General features: G+C 60.4%; 22 protein-coding genes. 4 read left to right on the top strand and 18 right to left on the bottom strand.

Annotated features, from left to right (window positions below; all coding sequences use genetic code 11):
* Nucleotides 1-13: 13 nt before the first annotated feature.
* From ACSQ2Z_RS12955 to ACSQ2Z_RS13010, 12 genes are all read right to left on the bottom strand, one after another.
* On the bottom strand, nucleotides 14-595 hold the full coding sequence (locus ACSQ2Z_RS12955) for an N-acetyltransferase family protein (RefSeq protein ID WP_436081583.1): 582 nt from the start codon (nucleotides 593-595) through the stop codon (nucleotides 14-16).
* Complete coding sequence (locus ACSQ2Z_RS12960; protein WP_436081584.1) at nucleotides 596-1,237, bottom strand: SGNH/GDSL hydrolase family protein; 642 nt, start codon at nucleotides 1,235-1,237, stop codon at nucleotides 596-598.
* A 4-nt stretch (nucleotides 1,238-1,241) separates the two neighbouring features.
* Nucleotides 1,242-1,757: a hypothetical protein gene (locus tag ACSQ2Z_RS12965; RefSeq protein ID WP_436081585.1), complete on the bottom strand. Its 516-nt coding sequence runs from the start codon at nucleotides 1,755-1,757 to the stop codon at nucleotides 1,242-1,244.
* A 19-nt stretch (nucleotides 1,758-1,776) separates the two neighbouring features.
* Nucleotides 1,777-3,114: a pyruvate dehydrogenase complex dihydrolipoamide acetyltransferase gene (locus ACSQ2Z_RS12970; RefSeq protein ID WP_436081586.1), complete on the bottom strand. Its 1,338-nt coding sequence runs from the start codon at nucleotides 3,112-3,114 to the stop codon at nucleotides 1,777-1,779.
* Between the two features lie 14 nt (nucleotides 3,115-3,128).
* On the bottom strand, nucleotides 3,129-4,502 hold the full coding sequence (locus ACSQ2Z_RS12975; protein WP_436081587.1) for a pyruvate dehydrogenase complex E1 component subunit beta: 1,374 nt from the start codon (nucleotides 4,500-4,502) through the stop codon (nucleotides 3,129-3,131).
* Between the two features lie 18 nt (nucleotides 4,503-4,520).
* Complete coding sequence (gene pdhA / locus ACSQ2Z_RS12980) at nucleotides 4,521-5,582, bottom strand: pyruvate dehydrogenase (acetyl-transferring) E1 component subunit alpha (RefSeq protein ID WP_436081588.1); 1,062 nt, start codon at nucleotides 5,580-5,582, stop codon at nucleotides 4,521-4,523.
* Nucleotides 5,583-5,731: 149 nt separating this feature from the next.
* Nucleotides 5,732-6,040, bottom strand: coding sequence for an FtsB family cell division protein (locus ACSQ2Z_RS12985; RefSeq protein WP_436081589.1), 309 nt, complete (start codon nucleotides 6,038-6,040; stop codon nucleotides 5,732-5,734).
* A gap of 134 nt (nucleotides 6,041-6,174) precedes the next feature.
* Nucleotides 6,175-7,449, bottom strand: a complete 1,275-nt coding sequence (gene eno / locus ACSQ2Z_RS12990) for a phosphopyruvate hydratase (protein ID WP_436081590.1) — start codon at nucleotides 7,447-7,449, stop codon at nucleotides 6,175-6,177.
* Nucleotides 7,450-7,586: 137 nt separating this feature from the next.
* Entirely contained in the window at nucleotides 7,587-8,426 is an 840-nt protein-coding gene (gene kdsA / locus ACSQ2Z_RS12995; protein WP_436081591.1) for a 3-deoxy-8-phosphooctulonate synthase, read from the bottom strand.
* 2 nt (nucleotides 8,427-8,428) lie between these two features.
* Nucleotides 8,429-9,322, bottom strand: coding sequence for a VOC family protein (locus ACSQ2Z_RS13000; protein ID WP_436081592.1), 894 nt, complete (start codon nucleotides 9,320-9,322; stop codon nucleotides 8,429-8,431).
* A 148-nt stretch (nucleotides 9,323-9,470) separates the two neighbouring features.
* Complete coding sequence (locus tag ACSQ2Z_RS13005) at nucleotides 9,471-10,043, bottom strand: transglycosylase SLT domain-containing protein (protein WP_436081593.1); 573 nt, start codon at nucleotides 10,041-10,043, stop codon at nucleotides 9,471-9,473.
* 93 nt (nucleotides 10,044-10,136) lie between these two features.
* Entirely contained in the window at nucleotides 10,137-11,864 is a 1,728-nt protein-coding gene (locus tag ACSQ2Z_RS13010) for a GH32 C-terminal domain-containing protein (RefSeq protein WP_436081594.1), read from the bottom strand.
* Between the two features lie 791 nt (nucleotides 11,865-12,655).
* Here ACSQ2Z_RS13010 and ACSQ2Z_RS13015 point away from each other — a divergent pair.
* The gene (locus ACSQ2Z_RS13015; RefSeq protein WP_436083068.1) at nucleotides 12,656-13,306 is read left to right on the top strand and encodes a glutathione S-transferase family protein; all 651 of its coding nucleotides are present in this window, start codon (nucleotides 12,656-12,658) and stop codon (nucleotides 13,304-13,306) included.
* Nucleotides 13,307-13,518: 212 nt separating this feature from the next.
* Here ACSQ2Z_RS13015 and ACSQ2Z_RS13020 read toward each other — a convergent pair whose 3' ends face one another.
* The 3 genes from ACSQ2Z_RS13020 to tpiA form a co-directional block, all read right to left on the bottom strand.
* A complete protein-coding gene (locus ACSQ2Z_RS13020) occupies nucleotides 13,519-15,156 on the bottom strand; it encodes a CTP synthase (RefSeq protein ID WP_436083069.1) in 1,638 nt (545 codons plus the stop codon).
* Nucleotides 15,157-15,300: 144 nt separating this feature from the next.
* Nucleotides 15,301-15,780 (bottom strand): preprotein translocase subunit SecG, encoded by a 480-nt coding sequence (secG, locus tag ACSQ2Z_RS13025; RefSeq protein ID WP_436081595.1) that lies wholly within the window; start codon nucleotides 15,778-15,780, stop codon nucleotides 15,301-15,303.
* A 309-nt stretch (nucleotides 15,781-16,089) separates the two neighbouring features.
* Nucleotides 16,090-16,860 carry a triose-phosphate isomerase gene (gene tpiA, locus ACSQ2Z_RS13030; protein ID WP_436081596.1) on the bottom strand — a complete coding sequence of 257 codons (771 nt, stop codon included), beginning with the start codon at nucleotides 16,858-16,860 and terminating at the stop codon, nucleotides 16,090-16,092.
* A gap of 188 nt (nucleotides 16,861-17,048) precedes the next feature.
* Here tpiA and ACSQ2Z_RS13035 point away from each other — a divergent pair, with 188 nt between their 5' ends.
* The 3 genes from ACSQ2Z_RS13035 (at nucleotide 17,049) to ACSQ2Z_RS13045 (ending at nucleotide 18,968) form a co-directional block, all read left to right on the top strand.
* A complete protein-coding gene (locus tag ACSQ2Z_RS13035; protein ID WP_436081597.1) occupies nucleotides 17,049-17,654 on the top strand; it encodes a cytochrome b in 606 nt (201 codons plus the stop codon).
* Complete coding sequence (locus ACSQ2Z_RS13040) at nucleotides 17,651-18,232, top strand: YceI family protein (protein WP_436081598.1); 582 nt, start codon at nucleotides 17,651-17,653, stop codon at nucleotides 18,230-18,232. Before ACSQ2Z_RS13035 ends, ACSQ2Z_RS13040 begins: the two co-directional genes overlap by 4 nt.
* A gap of 187 nt (nucleotides 18,233-18,419) precedes the next feature.
* On the top strand, nucleotides 18,420-18,968 hold the full coding sequence (locus ACSQ2Z_RS13045) for an OmpA family protein (RefSeq protein ID WP_436081599.1): 549 nt from the start codon (nucleotides 18,420-18,422) through the stop codon (nucleotides 18,966-18,968).
* Nucleotides 18,969-19,019: 51 nt separating this feature from the next.
* Here the strand turns inward: ACSQ2Z_RS13045 and ACSQ2Z_RS13050 are convergent, their stop codons facing one another.
* The 3 genes from ACSQ2Z_RS13050 to ACSQ2Z_RS13060 are packed head-to-tail and all read right to left on the bottom strand — an operon-like array spanning nucleotide 19,020 to nucleotide 21,966.
* Nucleotides 19,020-20,486 (bottom strand): aspartate aminotransferase family protein, encoded by a 1,467-nt coding sequence (locus ACSQ2Z_RS13050; protein ID WP_436081600.1) that lies wholly within the window; start codon nucleotides 20,484-20,486, stop codon nucleotides 19,020-19,022.
* Nucleotides 20,487-20,503: 17 nt separating this feature from the next.
* Nucleotides 20,504-21,514, bottom strand: coding sequence for an NAD-dependent epimerase/dehydratase family protein (locus ACSQ2Z_RS13055; protein WP_436081601.1), 1,011 nt, complete (start codon nucleotides 21,512-21,514; stop codon nucleotides 20,504-20,506).
* Nucleotides 21,511-21,966: a transporter gene (locus tag ACSQ2Z_RS13060; RefSeq protein WP_436081602.1), complete on the bottom strand. Its 456-nt coding sequence runs from the start codon at nucleotides 21,964-21,966 to the stop codon at nucleotides 21,511-21,513. The genes ACSQ2Z_RS13055 and ACSQ2Z_RS13060 overlap by 4 nt, the downstream gene beginning before the upstream one ends.
* Between the last annotated feature and the right edge of the window lie 89 nt (nucleotides 21,967-22,055).

Below are 22,055 nucleotides of genomic sequence, written 5' to 3' on the forward strand. Positions count from 1 at the left end.
TCCTGCCTCTTCCTTAGGTCATGTCCCGGGCAAACAAGACCCAGTCATGCTTTTTGCTGTCTTCGAAGAGCGGCACGGCCGGAAGCCTCGCCTTCTCCACAAATCCGCTGGCGTGATAAAGCGCCTGCGCCGTTTCATTGTGGCTTTCGGTGATCAGGCTGACCTGTCTGCCCTTGGCCTTCTCGACTTCATTGGTGAGCAGCGCCCGCCCGATACCCTTGCCGCGATGGTGCCGGTAGACACCGAGACTGTCGATGAACCGGCTGCCAACCACAGTCACCTGGAGATCCAAGAGTGGCTGGATCACCGGATGCGGCGCGACGATATCGCGAACGCTTTCCTCAAGATTGTAGCCGATTGACACGCCGGCAATCTCGCCATCCCACTCCGCAACCGTCGCGTCCCTCCAACCGCCGGGTTCATGGCCATCGCGCATTCTCGACCGCCCCTGCTCCATGGCGGTGTCCTTGTTCCCCCGCATCACCGCTCTGTACCAGAGCCAGGTCGCAAAACCGTGCGACGCGATTTCGACCAGCACCGCGAGTTCCGCTGCATCCCGCCGCTCCGCCGCGCGTAGGACAAGAGCCGCCGTCATTTAGAGCCCGGCCATCATCCGGACCATCGGCTCAAGGCCGCGTCCGATGGCGCGCGTATTCTCGGCATCGAGATGCACTCCGTCGAGCGGCGTGGTCGAAGCAACCGACCCGGCATCGAAGAAACCGCATCCCATTTCGTCGGCAAGATCGGCGTAGAGCGAGGCAAGCATTGACGATTGTTCGACAGCGCCGGCATACATTGCCGCAAAGTTTGCATTCGCCGTCCGGCAGATCGCCGGCGGTGCAACGATCAGAATCTCCGGCGCCTCGGCCTGCACACCCGGCCAGCTGTGATGCCATACGAGTTCCACCAGCCTCTCGACGCCCTTCACCGCACCGAAAGCGGTTCCGTGCACCACAGGCTTCATATCGTTGGTGCCGAGCAGGATGATGACGAGATCGATCGGTGCATGGCTTTGCAGGATGGTAGGCAAGATACGCACGCCATTGCGGTCACAGTCTGCCAGATGATCGTCGTAAGCGGTGGTACGGCCGTTCAAGCCTTCAGCGACCACATGGACGCCATCGCCCAATACCTTTTGCAGAACCGATGGCCAGCGATCTTCGAGCGCATGCCGACCGCCGGTCTCCGCGTCATATCCCCAGGTCAGACTGTCACCGTAGCAGAGGACTGTTTTCATAGCGTCAATCCAGTCCCAGCAACCGGTCTACATCATCCAAACCGTCGACATCCTGCGGCAGTGCCACCTTCATGCGCGTCACGCCGGCAAGCCCATAGGGGTCCCCATCGCGGGCGTCGCGAATGCCGGCCTCGACAACATCAAAGCCATCACACATCCTGAGGTTCTGGGCCATACCGATATCAGCGCCTTTGAACAGCAAGCAGAGAGAGCCCTTGCCGTCATCGCCGTTGCTCGCAGTCCAGGCTACCGGCACCACCTTATCGCCCAATGCCGCCGACCAGACGACACCGGTGCCGTCGGGGCGAAGATATTCCAGCTGGGGAATCTGATCGCTGTCGTTGCGAAACAAAAGCGTCCTGCCCGTCATCTGCTCGGTACGCTGGGCAAGCTGCTCGTTGAGATCTTCACCCTGCGCCGAAGCGGCGAGTAACATGGGAAAAAGGGTAACGACGGTTGCGGCGCAGAAGCGCCGCAACGTCAGTCCCTTTTCAGTTGCGTTTTCCACCTTGGAAGACATTGTCGCGACCCTTTTCCCGTCAGACCAGCATGCCCATCGGGTTTTCGATGTAGCGCCTGAAGGCGCCGAGCAGTTCGGCGCCGAGCGCTCCATCGACGGCGCGATGGTCGGTCGAGAGCGTCACGGTCATGACGTTGGCGATGACCATCTGGCCCTTCTTGACGACGACACGCTCCTCGCCTGCGCCGACCGCAAGGATCGTCGCATGCGGCGGGTTGACCACGGCTGAGAAGTTCTTGACGCCCATCATGCCCATGTTGGACACGGCGGTCGTGCCGCCCTGATACTCTTCCGGCTTCAGCTTGCGGCTCTTGGCGCGGGCGCCGAGATCCTTCATCTCGTTGGAGATCGCCGACAGGCTCTTGGTCTCGGCACTGCGGATGATCGGGGTGATCAGGCCGCCCGGGATCGACACGGCAACGCCGACATCGGCGTGCTTGTGCTTGACCATGTTGGCTTCGGTCCAGGAGACGTTGGCTTCCGGCACATCGCGCAGGGCAAGCGCTATGGCCTTGATGACCATGTCGTTGACCGAGAGCTTGTAGACAGGCTTGCCGTCCTTTTCCGGCGCCGAGGCGTTGAGCTGGGCGCGCAAAGCCAGCAGCGCGTCGAGCTCGCAATCGACCGAGACGTAGAAATGCGGGATCGTCTGCTTGGATTCCTGCAGGCGCTTGGCGATCGTCTTGCGCATGCCGTCATGCGGCACGAGTTCGTAGGAACCTTCGGCGAAGTTCTTGAGGACGGCTTCGTCGGACGGACCCTTGGCGAGCGGTGCGGCTCCCGGCGCTGCCGCCGGTGCAGCAGCCGCAGCGGCTGGCTTCAGACCACCGCCGGCGACAGCCGTTTCGACGTCCTTCTTGACGACGCGGCCGCGCGGACCGGTGCCAGAGATGGCGGAGACATCAATGCCGGCTTCCTTCGCGAGCCGCCGGGCGAGCGGCGACGCAAAGGTGCGGTTGTCGGAGGACGCAGCTGCGGGCAGCTGGGCAGCAACCGGAGCCGGAGCGGCGGCGGGTGCAGCCTTCGCTGCCGGAGGGGCTTCAGCCTTCGGAGCTTCTGCCTTGGCAGCGGGCGCAGCAGCGCCATTGCCCGAGGCAGCGACCGAGACATCCTCACCTTCGGCGGCAAGAACGGCGATCACGGCGTTGACCTTGACGCCTTCGGTGCCGGCGGGAACGACGAGCTTGGCAACGGTGCCCTCGTCGACCGCTTCGACTTCCATCGTCGCCTTGTCGGTCTCGATCTCGGCGATCACGTCGCCGGAGGAAACCTTGTCGCCTTCCTTGACCAACCACTTGGCGAGGTTGCCCTCTTCCATGGTCGGCGAAAGGGCTGGCATGGTGATGTTGATAGGCATCTCTTCACCCTCCCTTACTTGTAGCAGACGGTTTTCACCGCCTGAACGACTTCGCCGACATTCGGCAGGGCCAGCTTTTCAAGGTTGGCAGCGTAGGGCATCGGCACGTCCTTGCCGGCGATCGTCAGGACCGGCGCATCGAGATAATCGAAGGCCTGCTGCATGACGCGGGTGGCGATTTCGGTGCCTACGGAAGACTGCGGGAAGCCTTCCTCGACGGTCACCAGACGGCCGGTCTTCTTCACCGATTCGATCACGGTCGGCATGTCCATCGGACGGATGGTTCTGAGGTCGATGATTTCGACGTCGATGCCTTCCTTTTCCAGTTCGGCCGCCGCCTTGATCGCATAGGTCATGCCGATACCGAAGGAGACGATCGTCGCGTCCTTGCCGACCTTGTGGATCCGTGCCTTGCCGATCGGCAGCACGAAATCATCCAGCTTCGGTACGTCGAAGGAGTGACCGTAGAGGATTTCGTTCTCAAGGAAGATCACCGGGTTCGGATCGCGAATTGCGGCCTTCAACAGGCCCTTCGCGTCGGCTGCCGTATACGGCATGATGACCTTGAGGCCCGGAACGTGGCTGTACCAGGCGGCGTAGCACTGGGAGTGCTGGGCGCCGACGCGGGCGGCAGCGCCGCTCGGACCGCGGAACACCATCGGCGCACCCATCTGGCCGCCGGACATGTAGAGCGTCTTGGCAGCCGAGTTGATGATGTGGTCGATCGCCTGCATGGCGAAGTTGAAAGTCATGAATTCGACGATCGGCTTGAGGCCGGTCATGGCAGCACCGACGCCGACGCCGGCAAAACCGTGCTCGGTAATCGGTGTATCGACGACGCGGCGGGGACCGAATTCCTGCAGCAACCCTTGCGTGATCTTGTAGGCGCCCTGGTATTCGGCGACTTCCTCGCCCATGACGAAGACATCGTCGCTGCGGCGCATTTCTTCCGCCATCGCGTCGCGAAGCGCTTCGCGCACGGTGGTCGAGACCATTTCGGTGCCGGCCGGAATATCCGGATCGGAAGCGACTTCGACCTTCGGCTGCGCGGCAACGGGTGCTGCAGCCGGAGCGGGCGCTTCAGCCTTCGCAGGCTCGGCGGCCGGTGCGGCAGCCTTGGGGGCGGCCATATCGCCGGCGCTTTCTCCATCCTGCAGCAGGACCGCGATCGCCGTGTTGACCTTGACGCCTTCGGTACCGGCGGCAATCAGGATCTTGCCGATGGTGCCTTCATCGACCGCTTCCACTTCCATGGTCGCCTTGTCGGTTTCGATCTCGGCGATCACGTCGCCGGAGGTAACCTTGTCACCTTCGTTTTTCAGCCATTTGCTGAGCGTGCCTTCTTCCATCGTCGGGGATAGGGCGGGCATGAGAATTTCGATTGGCATGGAGTGTCCTCCCCCGGATTAAAGCAGGATATCGGTGTAGAGCTCGGATACATCCGGCTCCGGATCGGCCTGAGCAAAATCGGCGCTGTCGGCGACGATGTCGCGGATATCCTTGTCGATCTGCTTCAGCTCTTCCTCGCTCGCCCATCCCTTTTCAAGGATACGCGCCTTCACCTGTTCGATCGGGTCATACTCGGAGCGCATCTTCTGCACTTCGTCCTTCGAACGATATTTCGCCGGGTCGGACATGGAGTGGCCACGATAACGATAGGTCTGCATTTCAAGGATGATCGGTCCCTTGCCGGCGCGGCAATGCTCGACAGCCTCGTCGCCTGCGGCCTTGACCGCGCGAACATCCATGCCGTCGACCTGGAAACCGGGAATACCAAGCGCCACACCGCGCTGGGAGAAATCATGGCCCGCCGAGGCGCGTGCCACAGAGGTGCCCATGGCGTAGCGGTTATTCTCGACGATATAGATCACCGGCAGCTTCCAGAGAGCGGCCATGTTGAAGCTCTCGTAGACCTGGCCCTGGTTGGCGGCGCCGTCGCCGAAATAGGCGAGCGAGACGTTGTCATTGCCGCGATAGCGGTTGGCGAAGGCAAGGCCGGTGCCGAGTGACACCTGCGCGCCGACGATGCCGTGGCCGCCGTAAAAATTCTTTTCCTTGGAGAACATGTGCATCGAGCCGCCCTTGCCGCGGGAAAGACCGCTGCGACGACCGGTGAGTTCAGCCATGACCCCGCGCGCGCTCATGCCGCAGGCCAGCATATGACCGTGGTCACGATAGGCCGTGATGACCTGATCGCCTTCCTTCAGCGCCATCTGCATGCCGACGACGACAGCTTCCTGGCCGATGTAGAGGTGACAGAAACCACCGATGAAACCCATGCCATAGAGCTGGCCGGCTTTTTCCTCGAAACGGCGGATGAGGAGCATTTCCCGGTAGGCCTTCAGCTCGGCATCGCGATCGAATTCGGCGACAGTACCGTTGACGAAATCTTTCCTGACGGGCTTGGCTGTGGCGGGCTTGGCGGCTGCTTTGCGGCTGGAAACGGACGCGGTTTTTCGCGGGGCCATTCATTCCTCCCTGATGGTTGCCTTTTGCCGGTACCATAGGCAAAGAATGCCGTCACAGCAATGCCATATTTGCATGGCTTATATTCTTTATAAATATATGATTTTATTTAACAAAATTCGATTAACCTGATTTCGGTTAATAAGAATATTCAGTGAAATATCACGATTTCGTCGGCGCGCGACATGTTCAGCCCGAAACGAGCCTTCTCGTCCAGCATGTCGCGTTCGAGCGAACCATCGCTCAACAGCGCCACTTCCTTTTCCAGCGTCTTGCGCTGCGCGGTCAAGGCGTCCAGACGCGCCTGACGCTCGATGCGCTGCCGGTCGAACTTTTCCGTCGCCTTCAGGCCGAACTCGCCGTGGATGGAATGATAGCCGAAATAGGAAAGAAAAGCGACGGCGATAAGCGGCATGACGAACCGCCCGAGTTTCCGTTTCTTATGGTGTTTTGTCCACATGATCATGCCCTGATACGCAATACAAAGGCATCCTACGGGTCATTGATTAACCGACCGTTGACCATAACCGGCGGCAACAAAAAACCCGCGACCGTTTCAAGACGCGGGTTTCACTGTGTCAGATAAGTGAAGGATCAGCCGCGCAGGATCGACCGGCCGGCATATTTTGCCTGCGGGCCAAGCTGTTCTTCGATGCGGATAAGCTGGTTGTATTTCGCGGTGCGGTCGGAGCGCGCCAGCGAACCGGTCTTGATTTGCCCGCAATTGGTGGCGACGGCGAGATCGGCGATGGTCGAATCCTCGGTTTCACCCGAGCGATGCGACATGACGGCCGAGTAGCGCGCCTTGTGCGCGGTCTCGACGGCATCGAGCGTTTCCGACAGCGAGCCGATCTGGTTGACCTTGACGAGGATCGAGTTGGCAACGCCCATCTTGATGCCGTCGCGAAGGCGGGCAGAGTTCGTTACGAACAGATCGTCGCCGACGAGCTGGCAGGTGTTGCCGATCTTGTCGGTCAGTGCTTTCCAGCCATCCCAGTCGTCCTCTGCCATGCCGTCCTCGATCGAGAAGATCGGGTATTTGCCAGCCAACTCGGCAAGGTATTCCGCCATCGCGCCCGGCTCGAGCGTGCGGCCTTCGCCTTCGAGAACATACTTGCCGTCCTTGAAGAATTCCGTCGATGCGCAGTCGAGCGCGATGAAGACGTCTTCACCGGGACGATAGCCGGCTTTTTCGACCGACTTCATGATGAAGTCGAGTGCGGCCGGTGCCGATGCGAGACCCGGCGCAAAACCGCCCTCGTCACCGACATTGGTGTTGTGGCCGTCGGCAGCAAGCTGCTTCTTCAGCGTGTGGAACACTTCCGAGCCCATGCGGACGGCGTCGCGCACGGTGTCGGCACCGACGGGAACGATCATGAATTCCTGGAAGTCGATCGGATTGTCGGCATGGGCGCCGCCGTTGATGATGTTCATCATCGGCACCGGCAGCAGCCGAGCGTTCGGACCGCCGACATAGCGATAGAGCGGCAGGCCGGCAGCGGCGGCAGCAGCCTTGGATACCGCAAGGGAGACGCCGAGGATCGCATTGGCGCCGAGGCGCGCCTTGTTCGGCGTGCCGTCCAGCTCGATCATCGTGTTGTCGATCAGGATCTGGTCCTCGGCATCGAAACCGCCGACGGCTTCGAATATCTCGCCGTTGACGGCTTCGACAGCCTTCTCGACACCCTTGCCGAGATAGCGTGTGCCGCCATCGCGCAGTTCGACGGCTTCATGAGCGCCGGTGGAAGCGCCCGAGGGAACAGCGGCCCGGCCGAAGCTGCCGTCTTCGAGATGGACGTCGACTTCGACAGTCGGATTGCCCCGGCTGTCGAGAATTTCGCGGCCGATGATGTCGATGATTGCAGTCATGATGATCTCTTCCCTGCTTCAAACGTGGTGGTGGACGGATGGCCTGTCATAATTCATGGCCCGGAAAATACAATGGCGGGCGCCGGCAATTGCTGCCCTCAGCCCGACCGTCAAGAAAATTTCACAAAGCTCCGCATTCAGCGCTTGGCGATCGCGTCGAAGGCAAGCAGCGTATCGAGAAGCCGCGGCATGTCCTTGAGATGCACCATATTCGGTCCATCGGACGGCGCGTTATCCGGATCCTCGTGTGTCTCGATGAAGACACCGGCGACGCCGACGGCAACAGCCGCACGGGCAAGCGTCTCGACGAACTCGCGCTGGCCGCCCGAGGACGAGCCCTGCCCCCCCGGCTGCTGAACGGAATGGGTCGCATCGAACACGACCGGCGCACCAAGGCCGGCCATGATCGGCAGCGAGCGCATGTCCGAGACGAGGGTGTTGTAGCCGAAGGAGGCGCCGCGCTCGCACAAAAGCACGTTCGGATTGCCGCTCTCGGTGAACTTGGCGAGCACGTTCTTCATGTCCCAAGGCGCGAGGAACTGGCCCTTCTTGACGTTGATGACACGGCCGGTCTTGGCGGCGGCAATCAGCAGATCCGTCTGGCGGCAGAGGAAGGCCGGGATCTGCAGGATGTCGACCGTCGGAGCGACGAGGGCGCACTGTTCCTCGGTGTGAATGTCGGTCAGGACGGGAAAGCCGTATTCCTTCTTCAGGTCGGCAAAAATTTCCATCGCCTTTTCAAGCCCGATGCCGCGCTTGCCGGAAATCGACGTGCGGTTAGCCTTGTCGAAGGAGGATTTGTAGACGAGGCCGATGCCGAGCGACTTGCACAGCTCGGCCATCTTGCCGGCGATCATGAAGGCATGATCGCGGCTTTCCATCTGGCAGGGACCGGCGATCAGCGACAGTTTCTGGGTGTTGGAAAACACCACCTGGCTGGCACCTGTGCCGGCGACCACATTTGCATTTGCCTGCATGATTATTCTCCGAATGCGAAAATGACACCCTGCCCCGGCGCTTCCGGAACGATCAGGCGATTGCCTTTTCTGGTGAAGGACACCGCGTTGGCGGTGAGAAGATGCTCGGTGGCCGACACGTCGGCAACCTTGAAGACGACGGCGCGGCCGCGCAGGCCGCGGGAATGGCCCGGCGTCTTGCGATCGAAGAAGCCGGACATGCCGGCCTGATTGAGGACGGAAATCTTGACGCCATTGCGCGTCTCGATGTCCATGCCGAAGGAATGCGCGGAGACCTCGCGCTCATCGACCGCTTCCTGCAGGACGTATTGGAAATCGGTGGGGTTCGGCTCGGAAAGCACCACCTCGCTGATGCCGGTGACGCTATTGGCATGGGTTTCCAAAGCCGAGCGGTCGGACGGGAGCGGCGTGACGCGCTGACAGGTGAAAAAGAAGAAATCCGGTGAACGCAGATCGGCGGCGAAGGCAAGGCGGAAACTGCCTGTTGCCTGCGAGCCATCAGGCAGCGTCATCGGGCGGGAAAATTCGAGCATCTCGCCGGCCGAAAGACCCGCTTTGCGCAAGCGAGCATGAACGGCCGCCGCGTCATCGGAGCTGAGCACGACTGCCGAGAACCCGTCCTGACCCCGGCGAAAGCGGTAGGCCTGATCGCGGGCGACGAAGACGTTGCCGGCCAGCGCTGCGGCCTCGCATTCCTCGCGATTGGCGATCCCGAGCGGTTCGAGATAGGTCTTGTCAGCCAGGAAGATGCAGGCGTTTTCTGTCCCGAACGGGTGAAGCGCATCGGCGGCGACCGTGAAGCCCAGCGTTTCCAGCCGCTGCCTCGCTACCGCGAGGTCTCCAACCGGTAATACCAGGTGGTCGAGCATACGGGCTGTGCGAGTGGCTGCGGTCATGACATTTCCTGAGACTGGCCTTCTCCTGAGACTGGCCTTCGGCAGGTGCTTTGCCCGTTTTGACCGGCAATTTCAAGGAAATGTTCAATCGCGATTGTTGCGGGTGACGGGCTAAACGTGAAAGATCCGGTGTCCGGCGCGCCGGGCGTCAGTCGCAGGAGCGCAACTGTTCGCCGTAGGTGCGGGCAATTTTTGCCGAGCGTTGCGCGGCGCGCTGCAATTGCGCGTTGCCGCGCCAGGCCCCCTTTGCATAGCCGCCATCTCCCAGATAATAGGCGAGATAGAGACTGTAAGCGTCGTCGCGGGCGATGCCGTTCTTCCTGCTGCTCTGGTTGTGGTACCAGGCAACGAAGTGGATGGCGTCGGAGAATGTCGTCCGGCGCGCCAACCAGTGGCCCGTCTCCCGCTTGTACTGCGACCACGTGCCGTTCAGCGCCTGCGAGAAGCCATAGGCCGTCGATTGGCGCTTCCAGGGGATGAAACCAAAAAGTTTCGTGCGTGGTGGGCGGGCGTTCGGGCGGAAGCCGGATTCGGTATAAATGGTTGCCATCAGGACCGGTACGGGAATGCCGTATTGCCGCTCCGCATGCTTGGCGGCGCGCTCCCAATTGTTGAACCAGCCGTCGCGCTCCTCGAAAATCGCGCAGGCGTTTCTTGTCTCTCTCGGCGCGGTCGCACAGCCCGCCAAAAGCAGCAGGGCGACGATAAACGCAATACGCATCGCTCAGATCTCTCACACTCGGAGAGATTACTAACCGGTAAACGTTAAAGAGACGTTTTTAGATAAATTTTGAAGCGGTGTTTCGACGTGCCTCTAGCCACCACGGTTCAGTTTCAGGGCATGGATGCGGGCCGACCGGATGGCGCCGGTGCCCGAGGCGATACGGACGGACTGCACCGGTTCGAAGCCCTCGATGCGCTTCGTTCCGGCCCAGCGGCCGCCATCGGCGAAGACTTCGATCGAACCGACATCGAGAAAAATGCGCAGGTTCTGCGGCCTCGCACCGGCCGCGATGTAATGCGGTCCGGTTTCCTGCCCGGGCGCGGCGTAGGCGATCGACAGCCCCTCTTCGTTGACGCCGACGCCAAGCGTGACCAACGGATGATCAAACGCCAGTTCAACTGCCGCGCCCGGCTCGGTCAGGTCGATAACAATCTCGACCGCGCCGTTGTCTAATGCCACCACCTCCCCGGCCATTAGCCGGCTTTCATCGACGATGGCCGCCCGCAACGTCTCGACCGCCGGAACGGGCGGCGTCAGAACGTCGTTGCCCCGCAGCAGCAGATTACGCGGCAGGGTCATGGCCGTCGGAAAATCGATCGTATGGGAAACATCGGCCCAGTTCGCCAGCCAGCCGATGCCGACCGCCGTACCCTGATCGACAAAGGCCTGGAAGGCATAGTTGTCGGTCCCGAAATCGAGTTCCTGTTCGAACGCGCGATGGAATCGGACGCCATCGAACCGGCCGACGGCAATGAGGGTCAAATTCTTGCGTCCCGTTTTCGTCTCCAGGCTGTTCATCAGGCCGTAGATCAGTCCCCAACGGGTTTCACTTCCGTCCGCCGGTCCGTCCAGGGGGATCAGACAGGGACATTCGATGACGGCGGTGCCAAACCGTTCCTCAAGCAGAAGCGTGCCGACGAACCGCCAGCCATCTGCCGCCGTCGGATCGTCCGTCTCATAAAGCAGGATGACGCCACCTTGATGGCTGAGACTGCCGAGAACCATTTTCCAGAGACCATCGGGCCCCTTGACCACGTAGGGGTCGCGGAAATCAAGCGTCAGTCCTAAACCGGACGGCCGGTTTGACAAGATCATTTCGGCCTGGCTGGCAGTGATGATGTTGTGCGAGGTCGCCGTCAACTGGATCTGTGTTTCCGGAATCCGTTCGCTGACCTGTTCGGTGAAAAAGACGCGGATGCCCGCATCATTCTCCAGCGGAATGGCGGAGCCGGAAAAGGCACCGCCCCGCCGGTCCGGCCGAGCCGTCAGGTCCTCGGAGGGAAAGAGAAAGATCGGCATATGATGCCAATGGATATAATCGGTGGAGATCGCGTGTCCCCAGTGCATCGTGTTCCAGCGAAGCCCGTGCGAATAGTGCTGATAGAACAGATGCGGACGCCCGCCGAACCGGCCAAAGCCGTTCGGATCGTTCATCCAGCCGAAGGGCGGGCGGAAATGATAACCGTGTGGCACGGGCGCCGGCGCGTTGGCGACACTGGTGTGCATGACCGTAATGCCCTTGTCGACAACCTCCGCCGCATTGAAGAAATAGGCGACGGAAACTGCCGTGGTCTCCGTATCGTAGACGCAGGCGAGATCGCCGCCGCTCACCGCGATGAAGGTGCGGAAGACATATTCCTCGCAATTGCTGACCGAAACGTCACCGATCTTCTCGCCGTCGAGCATGAAGGCCATGGTGCCGGGCTCATCGCTACCTATCGCCTTCAGCCACACATGCAGCGTCGCGCTCACCGGCACCTCGGCCTGCAGCGTCCGTAGTGTCCCGACCGTTGTCGCCTGCACTGTATCGCCCGTCATGTCCGCTTCACTCCTTCGTCCAAACTCTGCAACAGCGACCTAGTGCCGAAGAGCGGGATGTAAAGACGGCAATCCCAATTGAAGGGCAGCAGGAAACCTCCCCGCGCGTTGCCGCCGTGGTCTTCGAAAAATGCATTCACTCGGACGGGGCACTGGAAACCGTCTCTAATGAATGAATATATGTGACGCCTTCCAGCGCCCCGTTTGGCGTTCTCTCGGGAGCTTTCCTCCCTACAGACCCCGACTTCAGACCCTCTGCCTCGGAACGACTTCGTAGCGTAGGCTTCCGAACCGGCATTAAGCATCACGGTTCCGGTACGCCACGTCCTGTCCCGACATGTGTGCCCCACAGGCACGCCCGCCCCATAAGGACGGAGGGGATCCATTTTCCGGGGGCTCTCCTTCCGGTCCGCCTGACGTTCGCAGCCTTTTTGTCGAAGGCCACGAGGTTTCCCGTGGAGCGCCAGCCCTGCCTCGCCGCAAACGTCTTGCGGTGTATCCGCGACAGGACGCCATGATCATGGCACAGGTTTTCCAGGCGGGGATGAGCGGGGATAATTTTTTCAGAAGGAAGACATCGCCTGGTCGCAAACCGGAGTGGTCGCAAGGGGCAGTCTCAGCGGTATTTGCGACCGATATCCGTGACGGAAATCCCCATGGTTTTCAGAGCCCGTATTTCTGTTTAGGATTTATGCGACGTGTTCTTCCGCTTTGCGCCGAAGCTGACGCTCAACGTCACCGTCGCAATCTCGAGCCAATCGTCTTCAAGAGACAGGCTATGGAGGACAACAATGTCTGCTACTATTACCGCCTTTGAACGATCGCCCGATGGCGGTAAGGGGCTGGCGCGTGATATGCCCGTCCGCTGGGCACTCGAAGAAGTGGGCCAGCCTTACAACGTTCGTCTTCTTTCGTTCAAAGCGCTGAAGGAACCCGCGCATCTCGCGCTTCATCCATTCGGGCAGATTCCGACCTACGAAGAAGGCGAACTCGCCATGTTCGAGTCAGGGGCGATCGTGTTCCATATCGCAGAGCGCCATGCGGGCCTTCTGCCGGACGATGCGAATGCCCGGGCGCACGCGATCATGTGGATGTTCGCCGCGCTCAACACGGTGGAGCCGCCGATCTTCAACCTTGCCCTCACCAAAGTCCTCGAGCGCGACGAGCCTTGGTACGAGCAGCGCCTGCGTTTCCTCGAAAACAACATCCATAATCGGCTGGGCGCACTTTCCGGTCGCCTTGGCGATGCCAACTGGCTCGACGGCGAGTTCAGTGCCGGTGACCTGCTGATGGTAACAGTGCTGCGCAGGTTGAAAGGATCGGGTATGCTGGACGAATATCCGAACCTCTCTGCCTATGTTGCCCGCGGCGAAGCACGGCCCGCATACAAGCGTGCTTTTGACGCTCAGTTGGCGGTTTTCACCGCCACATCGACAGGCTAGGATGGTCAGCTCCGGGCCCAAAAGCAGACCAATTATCTGCCAAAAAAAAATCCTGATCGCGATCGATTTTGCGCCATCACCAATCGGTCTTCTGCAGCGACAGTCTCCCAAGATACCTCATGGGAATATCAGAACACACCCGCTCGCGACGCCTTGTCGTGAGCGGGTCTGGGATCCTGAACCGGCTGATCAGCGGCTGGCGCTGGCAATCCTCAAACCAGCCGGCTCTGCTCGACCGCGGCCTCGATGAAGCTCGCAAACAGCGGGTGCGGATCGAGCGGGCGGCTTTTCAGTTCGGGATGATACTGAACACCGATGAACCACGGGTGATCCGAGTATTCGACGGTTTCCGGCAGAACGCCGTCCGGCGACATGCCAGAGAAATCGAGGCCGCAGGCCTCCAGCCGTTCCTTGTAGTCGACATTCACTTCGTAGCGGTGACGATGACGCTCGGAAATCTCCGTCGAACCGTAGATTTCCGCGATCTTGGTGCCCTTCTTGAGGCTCGCCTTGTAGGCGCCAAGGCGCATGGTGCCGCCGAGATCGCCGGAAGCGGCGCGCTTCTCCAGGGCGTTGCCCTTCACCCATTCCGTCATCAGGCCGACCACAGGTTCATTCGTCTTGCCGAATTCCGTCGAGGACGCCTTTTCGATGCCGGCGAGATTGCGGGCCGCTTCGACGACCGCCATCTGCATGCCGAAGCAGATGCCGAAATACGGTACCTTGCGCTCGCGGGCGAAGCGGGCAGCCAAAATCTTGCCCTCGGAACCGCGTTCGCCAAAACCGCCGGGAACGAGAATGCCGTGAACCTTTTCGAGATAGGGCGCCGGGTCTTCCTGTTCGAAGACTTCCGATTCGATCCACTCGAGCTTGACCTTGATGCGGTTGGCAATGCCGCCGTGATAGAGCGCCTCGATCAGGGACTTGTAGGCGTCCTTCAGGCCTGTGTACTTGCCGACGATGGCAATGGTCACCTCGCCTTCCGGCGTGCGGATGCGGTTTGCGACGTCGAGCCAGTTTTCGATGCGCGGCGCCGGCGCCGGCTCGATGCCGAAGGCGGCCAGAACCTCATTGTCGAGGCCTTCCTTGTGATAGGCGATCGGCACGTCGTAGATGCTCGCAACATCGAGCGCCTGGATCACGGCAGACGGACGGACGTTGCAGAACAGCGACAGCTTGCGGCGTTCGGCTTCCGGGATTTCGCGATCGGCGCGCACCAGGAGGATGTCGGGGTGGATGCCGAGCGCCTGCAGTTCCTTCACCGAATGCTGGGTCGGCTTGGTCTTCAGCTCGCCTGCCGCGGCGATATAGGGCATCAGCGTCAGGTGAAGATAGATCGCGGTGCCGCGCGGCAGATCGTTCTTGAGCTGGCGGATCGCCTCCATGAAGGGCATCGCCTCGATGTCGCCGACCGTGCCGCCGATTTCGCAGATGACGAAGTCATAGTCGTCATTGCCTTCGGTGACGAAGTTCTTGATCTCGTTGGTGACATGCGGAATGACCTGGACGGTCGCGCCGAGGTAATCGCCGCGGCGTTCCTTGTCGATGATGTTCTTGTAGATGCGGCCGGTGGTGATGTTATCGGTCCTGGTTGCCGATCGGCCGGTAAAGCGCTCGTAGTGACCAAGATCGAGGTCCGTCTCCGCGCCGTCATCAGTCACGAACACTTCGCCGTGCTGTGTCGGGCTCATGGTGCCCGGATCGACGTTGAGATAGGGGTCGAGTTTGCGAAGCCTGACCCGGTAGCCCCGGGCCTGCAGCAACGCTCCGAGAGCGGCTGCGGCAATCCCTTTTCCAAGGGAAGAAACCACGCCGCCAGTGATGAATACATATCGCGCCATGGGCTTCACCGGATACCGTTTCAAAAATGATTCCGCTACCGAAAAATTCATCTTCCAGAATTTTTCCGTTCAATAGGTTCATGCTGCGGAATTCAAACAAAAGAAAACCGGCGGAAGACTGGCTTCCGCCGGCGGTTCAATCTTCTATCGGCCTTACTGGCCGGTCGGAACATCCGAGCTGGATGTTGCAGGCTTCGTCTCGGTCGTTGCCGGGGTCTGCGTCGAAGGGGTCTCGGTCGCCGGAGTCTGCGTAGTTGAAGGCGTCTGGGTGGTCGCAGGCGTCTGCGTATTGGCGCCAGACTGCGCAGGGATCTCGCCTGCCGGCGGGGTCGTGCCGCCGCCGAGCGAATCGAGAACGCCCTTGCCGTTGTTGGTCGTGCCGGGGATCCGTTCAAGAACGTCGGTCGCATCCGGCTGGTAACGGGCGAGAATGCCCATGCCAATTGCCAGGACGAAGAAGAGCGCAGCGAGGATCGCCGTAGTGCGGGTCAGCGCATTGGCCGTGCCGCGGGCGGACATGAAGCCGGAACCGCCGCCAATGCCAAGGCCGCCGCCTTCGGAACGCTGAATGAGCACGACGCCGATCAGCGCCAGCACAACCATGAGATAGATGACAAGCAATACGGTCTGCATTTTGTCCAGTCCTGCCTTGGATCGTGCCTCCTCCGGCTTGGGGAAGCAGGGAACGAAGCGCGATCGAATGATGCCAGCATGGGGGACGCACGGAATTTTGCCAAGGCAAGCTTCAGCGCCCGCATCACGCGGGAAAACGAGTGTTGGCGGCTGCATATACCAAGCCACCGCGCATTAAAAGCCCCTACAGCGCCACGCGTCAAACATGACGCGCAAAGAGCGCTGTAGAACTTTGGAGATGCTGCATAATCTTGCCCTTAAATCGATTGCGATTTAAGGCATTATGCAGCGGCCCCTCGATCAGCAGGCTCAGTCCATCAATTCTTCATACGCCCGGTAGATGGCGAGGAAATCGTCGGCTTTCAAGCTGGCGCCACCGATCAACGCACCATCGACATTGGCGATGCCCATCAATTCCCTGGCATTGCCCGGCTTGACCGACCCGCCATAGAGAATACGCATCTTCGCTCCGGCCGCGCCAAACCGCGCGACAAGCTCCGAGCGTTGGAAGGCGTGGGCTTCCTCGACATCCTTGGCGGTCGGCGTCAGGCCCGTGCCGATTGCCCAGACCGGTTCATAGGCGATGACGGTATTTTCGGCGGTGGCGCTATCAGGAACGGAACCGGCGAGCTGGCGTTTGAGGACGTCCAGGGTCTGGCCCGCCTTGCGCTCGTCCCCGGTCTCGCCGATGCAGATGATGGCGACCAGGCTGGCCGCAAAGGCAGCGTCGGCCTTTGCCCGCACCAGGGCGTCCGTCTCGGCATGGTCGGTGCGGCGCTCGGAATGGCCGACGATCACGTGGGTGCCGAAGCAATCGGCGATCATTTCCGCCGAAATATCCCCGGTATGGGCGCCGGAGGCCTTTTCGTGGCAGTCCTGGGCGCCGATCAGAAGCGGGCTGTCGTCGCAAAGGGCGGTTGCCACATAAAGCAGTGTTGCCGGCGGGCAGATCAGGGCCTCGACCTTTTCGGACAGCTCGCCCTTGACGCCTTCCGCCATCGCCTTGATCTGGTCGAGCGAAGCCCGCAGACCGTTCATCTTCCAGTTTCCGGCAACAAGCGGTCGTATTTCGGGCGTCATGCGATCTCCTCACGGCAATAGTCGTTTCCCGGCAACGGCCTAGCAAATATGCCAGGCAAAGGAAAGCTGTCGCTGGGCAACAATGGCTTGCTGAAGGTTCGGTCTCAAAACTGTGATGACGCCGGCGCTTGCCCGGCGATCGTCAAAGAACGATGGTGGGTTTTCTATTGTATGACTGGAGATCGGCGATGCTACGCAACCGGCAGGATACTTTCGGATGGGGCACGATCGTCCTCCATTGGATGATCGCCCTCCTCATCGTGGGCTTGATCGTCCTGGGTTATGTGATGACCCGGCCGGATGTCGATCCGGAGCTGCAGTTCTCGCTCTATCAATGGCATAAGTCCTTCGGCATGACGGCGCTTGCGCTGGCGTTCATCCGGCTCGTCTGGTGGCTTGCCAATGTCCATCCGGACCCCGTTGCCAGCCTCTCAGGCTTCGAAAGGCGGGCCTCCTCGGTAACCCACGCATTTCTGCTGGCATTGACCATCGCCGTGCCGCTGGCCGGCTGGGCGATCGCCTCGACCTCGACGCTCAATATTCCGACCCTGTTTTTCAACCGGGTGCTGATTCCGCACCTGCCAATGGAAAAGTCGGAGTCTGCCGAAATATTCTGGAGCGACGCGCATGCCTGGCTCGCCTACGGCTTGGCCGGGCTCGTGCTCCTGCATGCGGGTGCTGCTCTCCTTCATCACTTCTGGCACAGGGACGAGGTTTTGCGGCGAATGCTTGGAATATTCCGGCGGGGTGCGGCGTCCAACGCCCATCAACAGCCGGAAGGAACCGATCGATGAGACAATTTTACGGACCATGCCTCGCCGCCTGTGCGCTGGTCCTCGTTGCGACGAGCGCGCTGGCACGTGCGCCCTCGCTCGATGACGCGGCCGGGCGGTACGATATCGATGGATCGTCGCAGATCAACTTCTCGGTCGCGCAAACCGGCGGTGGCGGCATCTCGGGAAAATTCGGCAAGTTTTCCGGCACATTCCAGCTGGATGGCAAGGACATCCGCAAATCGGTGGTCGAATTCTCGCTCTTCCCCGACACCGTGCAGACCGGCGAGCCACGCATCGAGAAGTTCCTGCGCTCGTCAGCGATTTTTGATACGGCCAATTATCCAAAAATCGTGTTCCGCTCGACGAAGATCACCCAGACCGGCGAAGATACGGCCGAGATCGAGGGCAAGCTCACGGCAAAGGGCACGACCAAAACCGAGCATTTCAGCGCGAAATTGACGAAATGGAATCGCCGCGTCATCAGCTTTCATATCGAAGGAGGCATCTATCGCGACCGCTATCATATGTCGGCCGGTTTGCCGATCTATTCCAACATCGTGCAGTTCGACATGACGGTGCATGGTCAGAAGCATTAGTACCAGCTGTTCGCCATCCGCTGCCTTGTTACCCCGGTAACAAGGCAGCGGACATGTCAAACCCCATAATGCGCCGAAACTCCAGTATCCCACTTGGGAATTGACGGTGTATAGATGGGCTCTTATCCTTCAAGAAACTTGACAATTACGCATTTATTTCATGGCCCGGCAAACACGGGGCGGATCGATGCATTGTAAACTCTTCACATCCTTGATGTTGACTTTCGGCATTCTTCCGGCGGCAGCAGGCGCCCAGGAGGTTCTGACCACGGCAACGCCGGATGTTCTTGTCCGCTCGCTCGATCCCCTCCTGGCGCAGAAGCAGAGGACGCGCGGTTTGAAGATCGTCGGCGCCAAGGAGCTGGAGACGATCAACAGCTACGGCGACAAGCTCGCGGCAACGGTCAACCTCGCCGTCAACTTTCACCTCGGTTCCGCCGCGTTGACGCCGCAGGCACAGCGGCTTCTCGACAATGTCGGCAAGGCGCTGCAATCGAGCGATCTGGCTTCCTACCGGTTCGTGATCGGCGGCCATACGGATGCGACCGGTGCGGACGGCGACAATCTCCAGCTCAGCCGGGCACGAGCTGCTTCAGCGACGCAGTATCTGGTCTCACACTATAAGATCGCCCCGCAACGGCTGGTCGTGCGCGCTTTCGGCGAAACCGCCCTGCTCTTTCCGGAGAACCCCGAAGACGGCCGCAACCGCCGGGTCGAGATTTCGACGCTGAAATAGGAAGAATCCCGGCGTCGCGAACGCCGGGATGCTTTGGGGATGCAATGGAACTCAGTTGAACTGGCTGCCGATGAAATCCTTGACGATGCGGATTATGCCGCGGCCAAGCAGATCATTGAGCGCATCGACGAACTGGTCGACATGCCGGCGTTCGCAGATCAGCGGCGGCTCGAGCCGGATGACGTTGCGATTGTATTCGGTGAAGGCGACGAGCGTGTCGTAGTCCTTCAAGAGGAGGGCGCCGATGAAGCCCGAGAGCGAGCCCTTCAGCTTATCGTCAAGCACGCCGACAACCGGGCGCAGAACCATCGGCAGGGTCTGGCTGAAATCCTGGAACTCCAGGCCAACCATCAGGCCCTGGCCGCGGACATCCTTGATGATTTTCGGATATTTCGCCTTCAGTGCATTCAATCTTTCGAGCAGATAGTCGCCCTGCACCGCCGCGTTTTCGATCAGATCCTCGTCATACATGATGTTGAGGCCTTCGATCGCCGTGATGCAGGCCTCGCCGATACCGCCGAAAGTAGCCTGGGCGTGGATCATCGCGGTATTCTTCGTACCATAGGCCTTCATGTAGACGTCGCGCTTGGCGATCATCGCTGCCATGGCCGACTTGCCGCCGCCAAGTGACTTCGCAAGCGCTGTCACGTCCGGAACGACGCCTGAATGTTCGAAGGCGAAGAAACGGCCGGAGCGGCCCATGCCGCACTGGACCTCATCGGCGACCCAGATCACGCCATGCTTGTCGCAGAGCGCGCGAACCTCGCGCCAGAATTCCGGCGGTGCCGAGATGATGCCGCCGCCGCCCTGGATGGTTTCAAGCACAAGAACGCCGATCGTCGGATCACGTTCGAAGGCGTTGCGGATGGCATCGATATCGCCGAATGGCACCTTGATATTGTTGTCGAGCAGCTTGAATTCGCCGCGATAAAGCGGACCATCTGTGATCGACAGCACACCCTTGGTCTTTCCGTGGAAGGAATTTTCGGCATAGACGATCCGCGGGCGCTTCGGGCCGGCGGCCCGCTCGGCCACCTTGAGCGCCGCCTCCATCGCTTCCGAACCGGAGGAGCCGAGGAAGACCATATCGAGATCGCCCGGCGCGACGGCCGCGAGGTTTTTGGCGAGCGCCGACGCATATTGCGACATGAAGGCGATGGCGATCTCGTGCCGGTTTTCGTCCTGGAATTTCTTGCGGGCCGAGAGGATGCGCGGATGATTGTGGCCGAAGGCGAGCGAGCCGAAGCCGCCGAAGAAATCGAGGATTTTCCGGCCGTTCTGGTCGGTGTAGTACATGCCCTCGGCGCTCTCGACCTTGACCCTGTTGAAGCCGAGCAGCTTCATGAAGTGAAGCTGGCCGGGGTTCAGGTGATCCTTGAAAAGCGTCGTCATGTCGGCAAGGCTCATCGCCTTGGCCTGTTCGACGGTGATCAGATCCGGCTTCCTGATGCCGCCGCCAAGAGCAGGGGCATCGAGGGCGGGTGCGTCTACTGTGACGCGGGCTGGCTTGTCGAGCATTGTGATGATCCCCTCGTTCATTCTGCCGCTACGGCAGGCGCGTGTGCGTAGGCCTTGCCGGCCTTCTTGGAGCGATATTCGTCATAAGCGGCGATCAGCATGGCGCCGTCATTGTATTGCGGCTTCCAGCCGAGCTCCTTTTTGAGCTTGCCGGTTTCGCGGATGCACATCTCGTCGGCGATCAGGTACTGTTCCGGATCCATGATCGGCATGTTGATGAAATCGAACGCCGCGAGCGTCGCCTTGACCGCGAAAGCCGGTGTCGGCAGCAGGAAAGACTTGGAGCCGGCATGAACGATCAGGTCGCCGAGCAGTTTGCGCACGGATGGCGGGTTGTCGGAGCCGAGATTATAGGCCTCGTTCGGCACGCCGCCCTTCCAGGCAAGCCGGGCCGCTTCGGCGCAATCGAACACCGAGATGAACTGATACGGGTTCTTGCCCGAACCGATCATCGGCACCGGCAGGTTGGCGTCGATCAGCTTGAACAGCTTTTCGAGGATGCCGAGACGGCCGGGGCCGATGATCAGGCGCGGGCGGAAAATCGAGACGTTCATGCCCTGCTTGCGCCATTCACCAGCGAGCTGTTCGGTTGCCCATTTCGACTTGCCGTATTCGCCAAGCGGCTTGGCCGGATGGTCTTCTGTCTGCGGCGATTGCACGGTGTGGCCGTAGATCATGTCGGTGGTGAACTGCACCAGCCGGCTGGCGCCGGCTTTGGCCGTCGCCTTCATGATATTTTCGGCACCGTAGTAATTCACCGGCCAGAAGAATTCCCAGCGCTTGGCACGCACCTGCAGCGGAGACAGCATCTTGGCCGCCATATTGTAGACCATGTCGTCCGGGCCGATTTCGACCTTCATCACGTCGTCCGCGTCGGTCACGTCGCAGCGCACGAAGCGGGCGCGGGCATAATGCGGCAGGTCGGACTTGACGATATCGGCGACAAGAACCTCTTCGCCATCCTGTACGAGGCGTTCAGCCAGATGACGGCCGACGAAGCCGTCACCGCCGAAAATGATATGCTTCATGATGCGCTCCCGATTTTTGCTGTTTTTGCGCCCGCGGCTTCAAGCGGCGGCTGGCTGTCATGAGAAGACATGCCGGCCCCAGAGATACCGGATTGGGCAATAAGGATGGTTCCGACGCAGATGAACGCGATGCCGGCGATGCGCCAGGCGTTCAGGTCCTCGCGGAAGACGAAATAGGCAAAGACGGCCACTGCCACATAGGCGAGGCTGAGGAATGGATAGGCGAAGGAAAGTTCCACCTTCGACAGGACGTAGAGATGCGACGCCATCGAAATGACGAAGGTCGCAAGTCCGGCGAAGACCCAGGGGTTGAAAATCACCTGGAAGATGCGGGCAATGAAAGTATCAGCCGTGAAGCTCAAAGGTCCAAGCGACAGCATGCCCTGTTTCAGCATGAGCTGGGCCGCGGCGTTGGTGAGTACGGTGAAGAGAATGAATACGATATACTTCATGTCGGTGTTCCCTGTTCCCATCCACACACCTAGATGCAAGAGCGGTATATTCCGTGAAATTCCCGAATTTATTTAATTCAAATTGTAGC

This window comes from Pararhizobium sp. LjRoot235 (genome assembly GCF_964254145.1).
In the GTDB taxonomy this organism is placed as follows: Bacteria; Pseudomonadota; Alphaproteobacteria; order Rhizobiales; family Rhizobiaceae; genus Pararhizobium.

Bases quoted from the DNA above. Each gene is read 5' to 3' on its own strand.
- ACSQ2Z_RS13035 (WP_436081597.1), top strand. From the start codon at position 17,049: ATGCTACGCAACCGGCAGGATACTTTCGGATGGGGCACGATCGTCCTC.
- ACSQ2Z_RS13055 (WP_436081601.1), bottom strand. From the start codon at position 21,514: ATGAAGCATATCATTTTCGGCGGTGACGGCTTCGTCGGCCGTCATCTG.
- pdhA (WP_436081588.1), bottom strand. From the start codon at position 5,582: ATGGCCCCGCGAAAAACCGCGTCCGTTTCCAGCCGCAAAGCAGCCGCC.
- ACSQ2Z_RS12970 (WP_436081586.1), bottom strand. From the start codon at position 3,114: ATGCCTATCAACATCACCATGCCAGCCCTTTCGCCGACCATGGAAGAG.
- ACSQ2Z_RS13015 (WP_436083068.1), top strand. From the start codon at position 12,656: ATGTCTGCTACTATTACCGCCTTTGAACGATCGCCCGATGGCGGTAAG.
- ACSQ2Z_RS12985 (WP_436081589.1), bottom strand. From the start codon at position 6,040: ATGTGGACAAAACACCATAAGAAACGGAAACTCGGGCGGTTCGTCATG.
- ACSQ2Z_RS13040 (WP_436081598.1), top strand. From the start codon at position 17,651: ATGAGACAATTTTACGGACCATGCCTCGCCGCCTGTGCGCTGGTCCTC.
- tpiA (WP_436081596.1), bottom strand. From the start codon at position 16,860: ATGACGCCCGAAATACGACCGCTTGTTGCCGGAAACTGGAAGATGAAC.
- ACSQ2Z_RS12975 (WP_436081587.1), bottom strand. From the start codon at position 4,502: ATGCCAATCGAAATTCTCATGCCCGCCCTATCCCCGACGATGGAAGAA.
- ACSQ2Z_RS13010 (WP_436081594.1), bottom strand. From the start codon at position 11,864: ATGACGGGCGATACAGTGCAGGCGACAACGGTCGGGACACTACGGACG.
- ACSQ2Z_RS13005 (WP_436081593.1), bottom strand. From the start codon at position 10,043: ATGCGTATTGCGTTTATCGTCGCCCTGCTGCTTTTGGCGGGCTGTGCG.
- ACSQ2Z_RS12960 (WP_436081584.1), bottom strand. From the start codon at position 1,237: ATGAAAACAGTCCTCTGCTACGGTGACAGTCTGACCTGGGGATATGAC.
- secG (WP_436081595.1), bottom strand. From the start codon at position 15,780: ATGCAGACCGTATTGCTTGTCATCTATCTCATGGTTGTGCTGGCGCTG.
- ACSQ2Z_RS13000 (WP_436081592.1), bottom strand. From the start codon at position 9,322: ATGACCGCAGCCACTCGCACAGCCCGTATGCTCGACCACCTGGTATTA.
- ACSQ2Z_RS13050 (WP_436081600.1), bottom strand. From the start codon at position 20,486: ATGCTCGACAAGCCAGCCCGCGTCACAGTAGACGCACCCGCCCTCGAT.
- ACSQ2Z_RS12955 (WP_436081583.1), bottom strand. From the start codon at position 595: ATGACGGCGGCTCTTGTCCTACGCGCGGCGGAGCGGCGGGATGCAGCG.
- ACSQ2Z_RS13045 (WP_436081599.1), top strand. From the start codon at position 18,420: ATGCATTGTAAACTCTTCACATCCTTGATGTTGACTTTCGGCATTCTT.
- ACSQ2Z_RS13060 (WP_436081602.1), bottom strand. From the start codon at position 21,966: ATGAAGTATATCGTATTCATTCTCTTCACCGTACTCACCAACGCCGCG.
- kdsA (WP_436081591.1), bottom strand. From the start codon at position 8,426: ATGCAGGCAAATGCAAATGTGGTCGCCGGCACAGGTGCCAGCCAGGTG.
- ACSQ2Z_RS12965 (WP_436081585.1), bottom strand. From the start codon at position 1,757: ATGTCTTCCAAGGTGGAAAACGCAACTGAAAAGGGACTGACGTTGCGG.
- eno (WP_436081590.1), bottom strand. From the start codon at position 7,449: ATGACTGCAATCATCGACATCATCGGCCGCGAAATTCTCGACAGCCGG.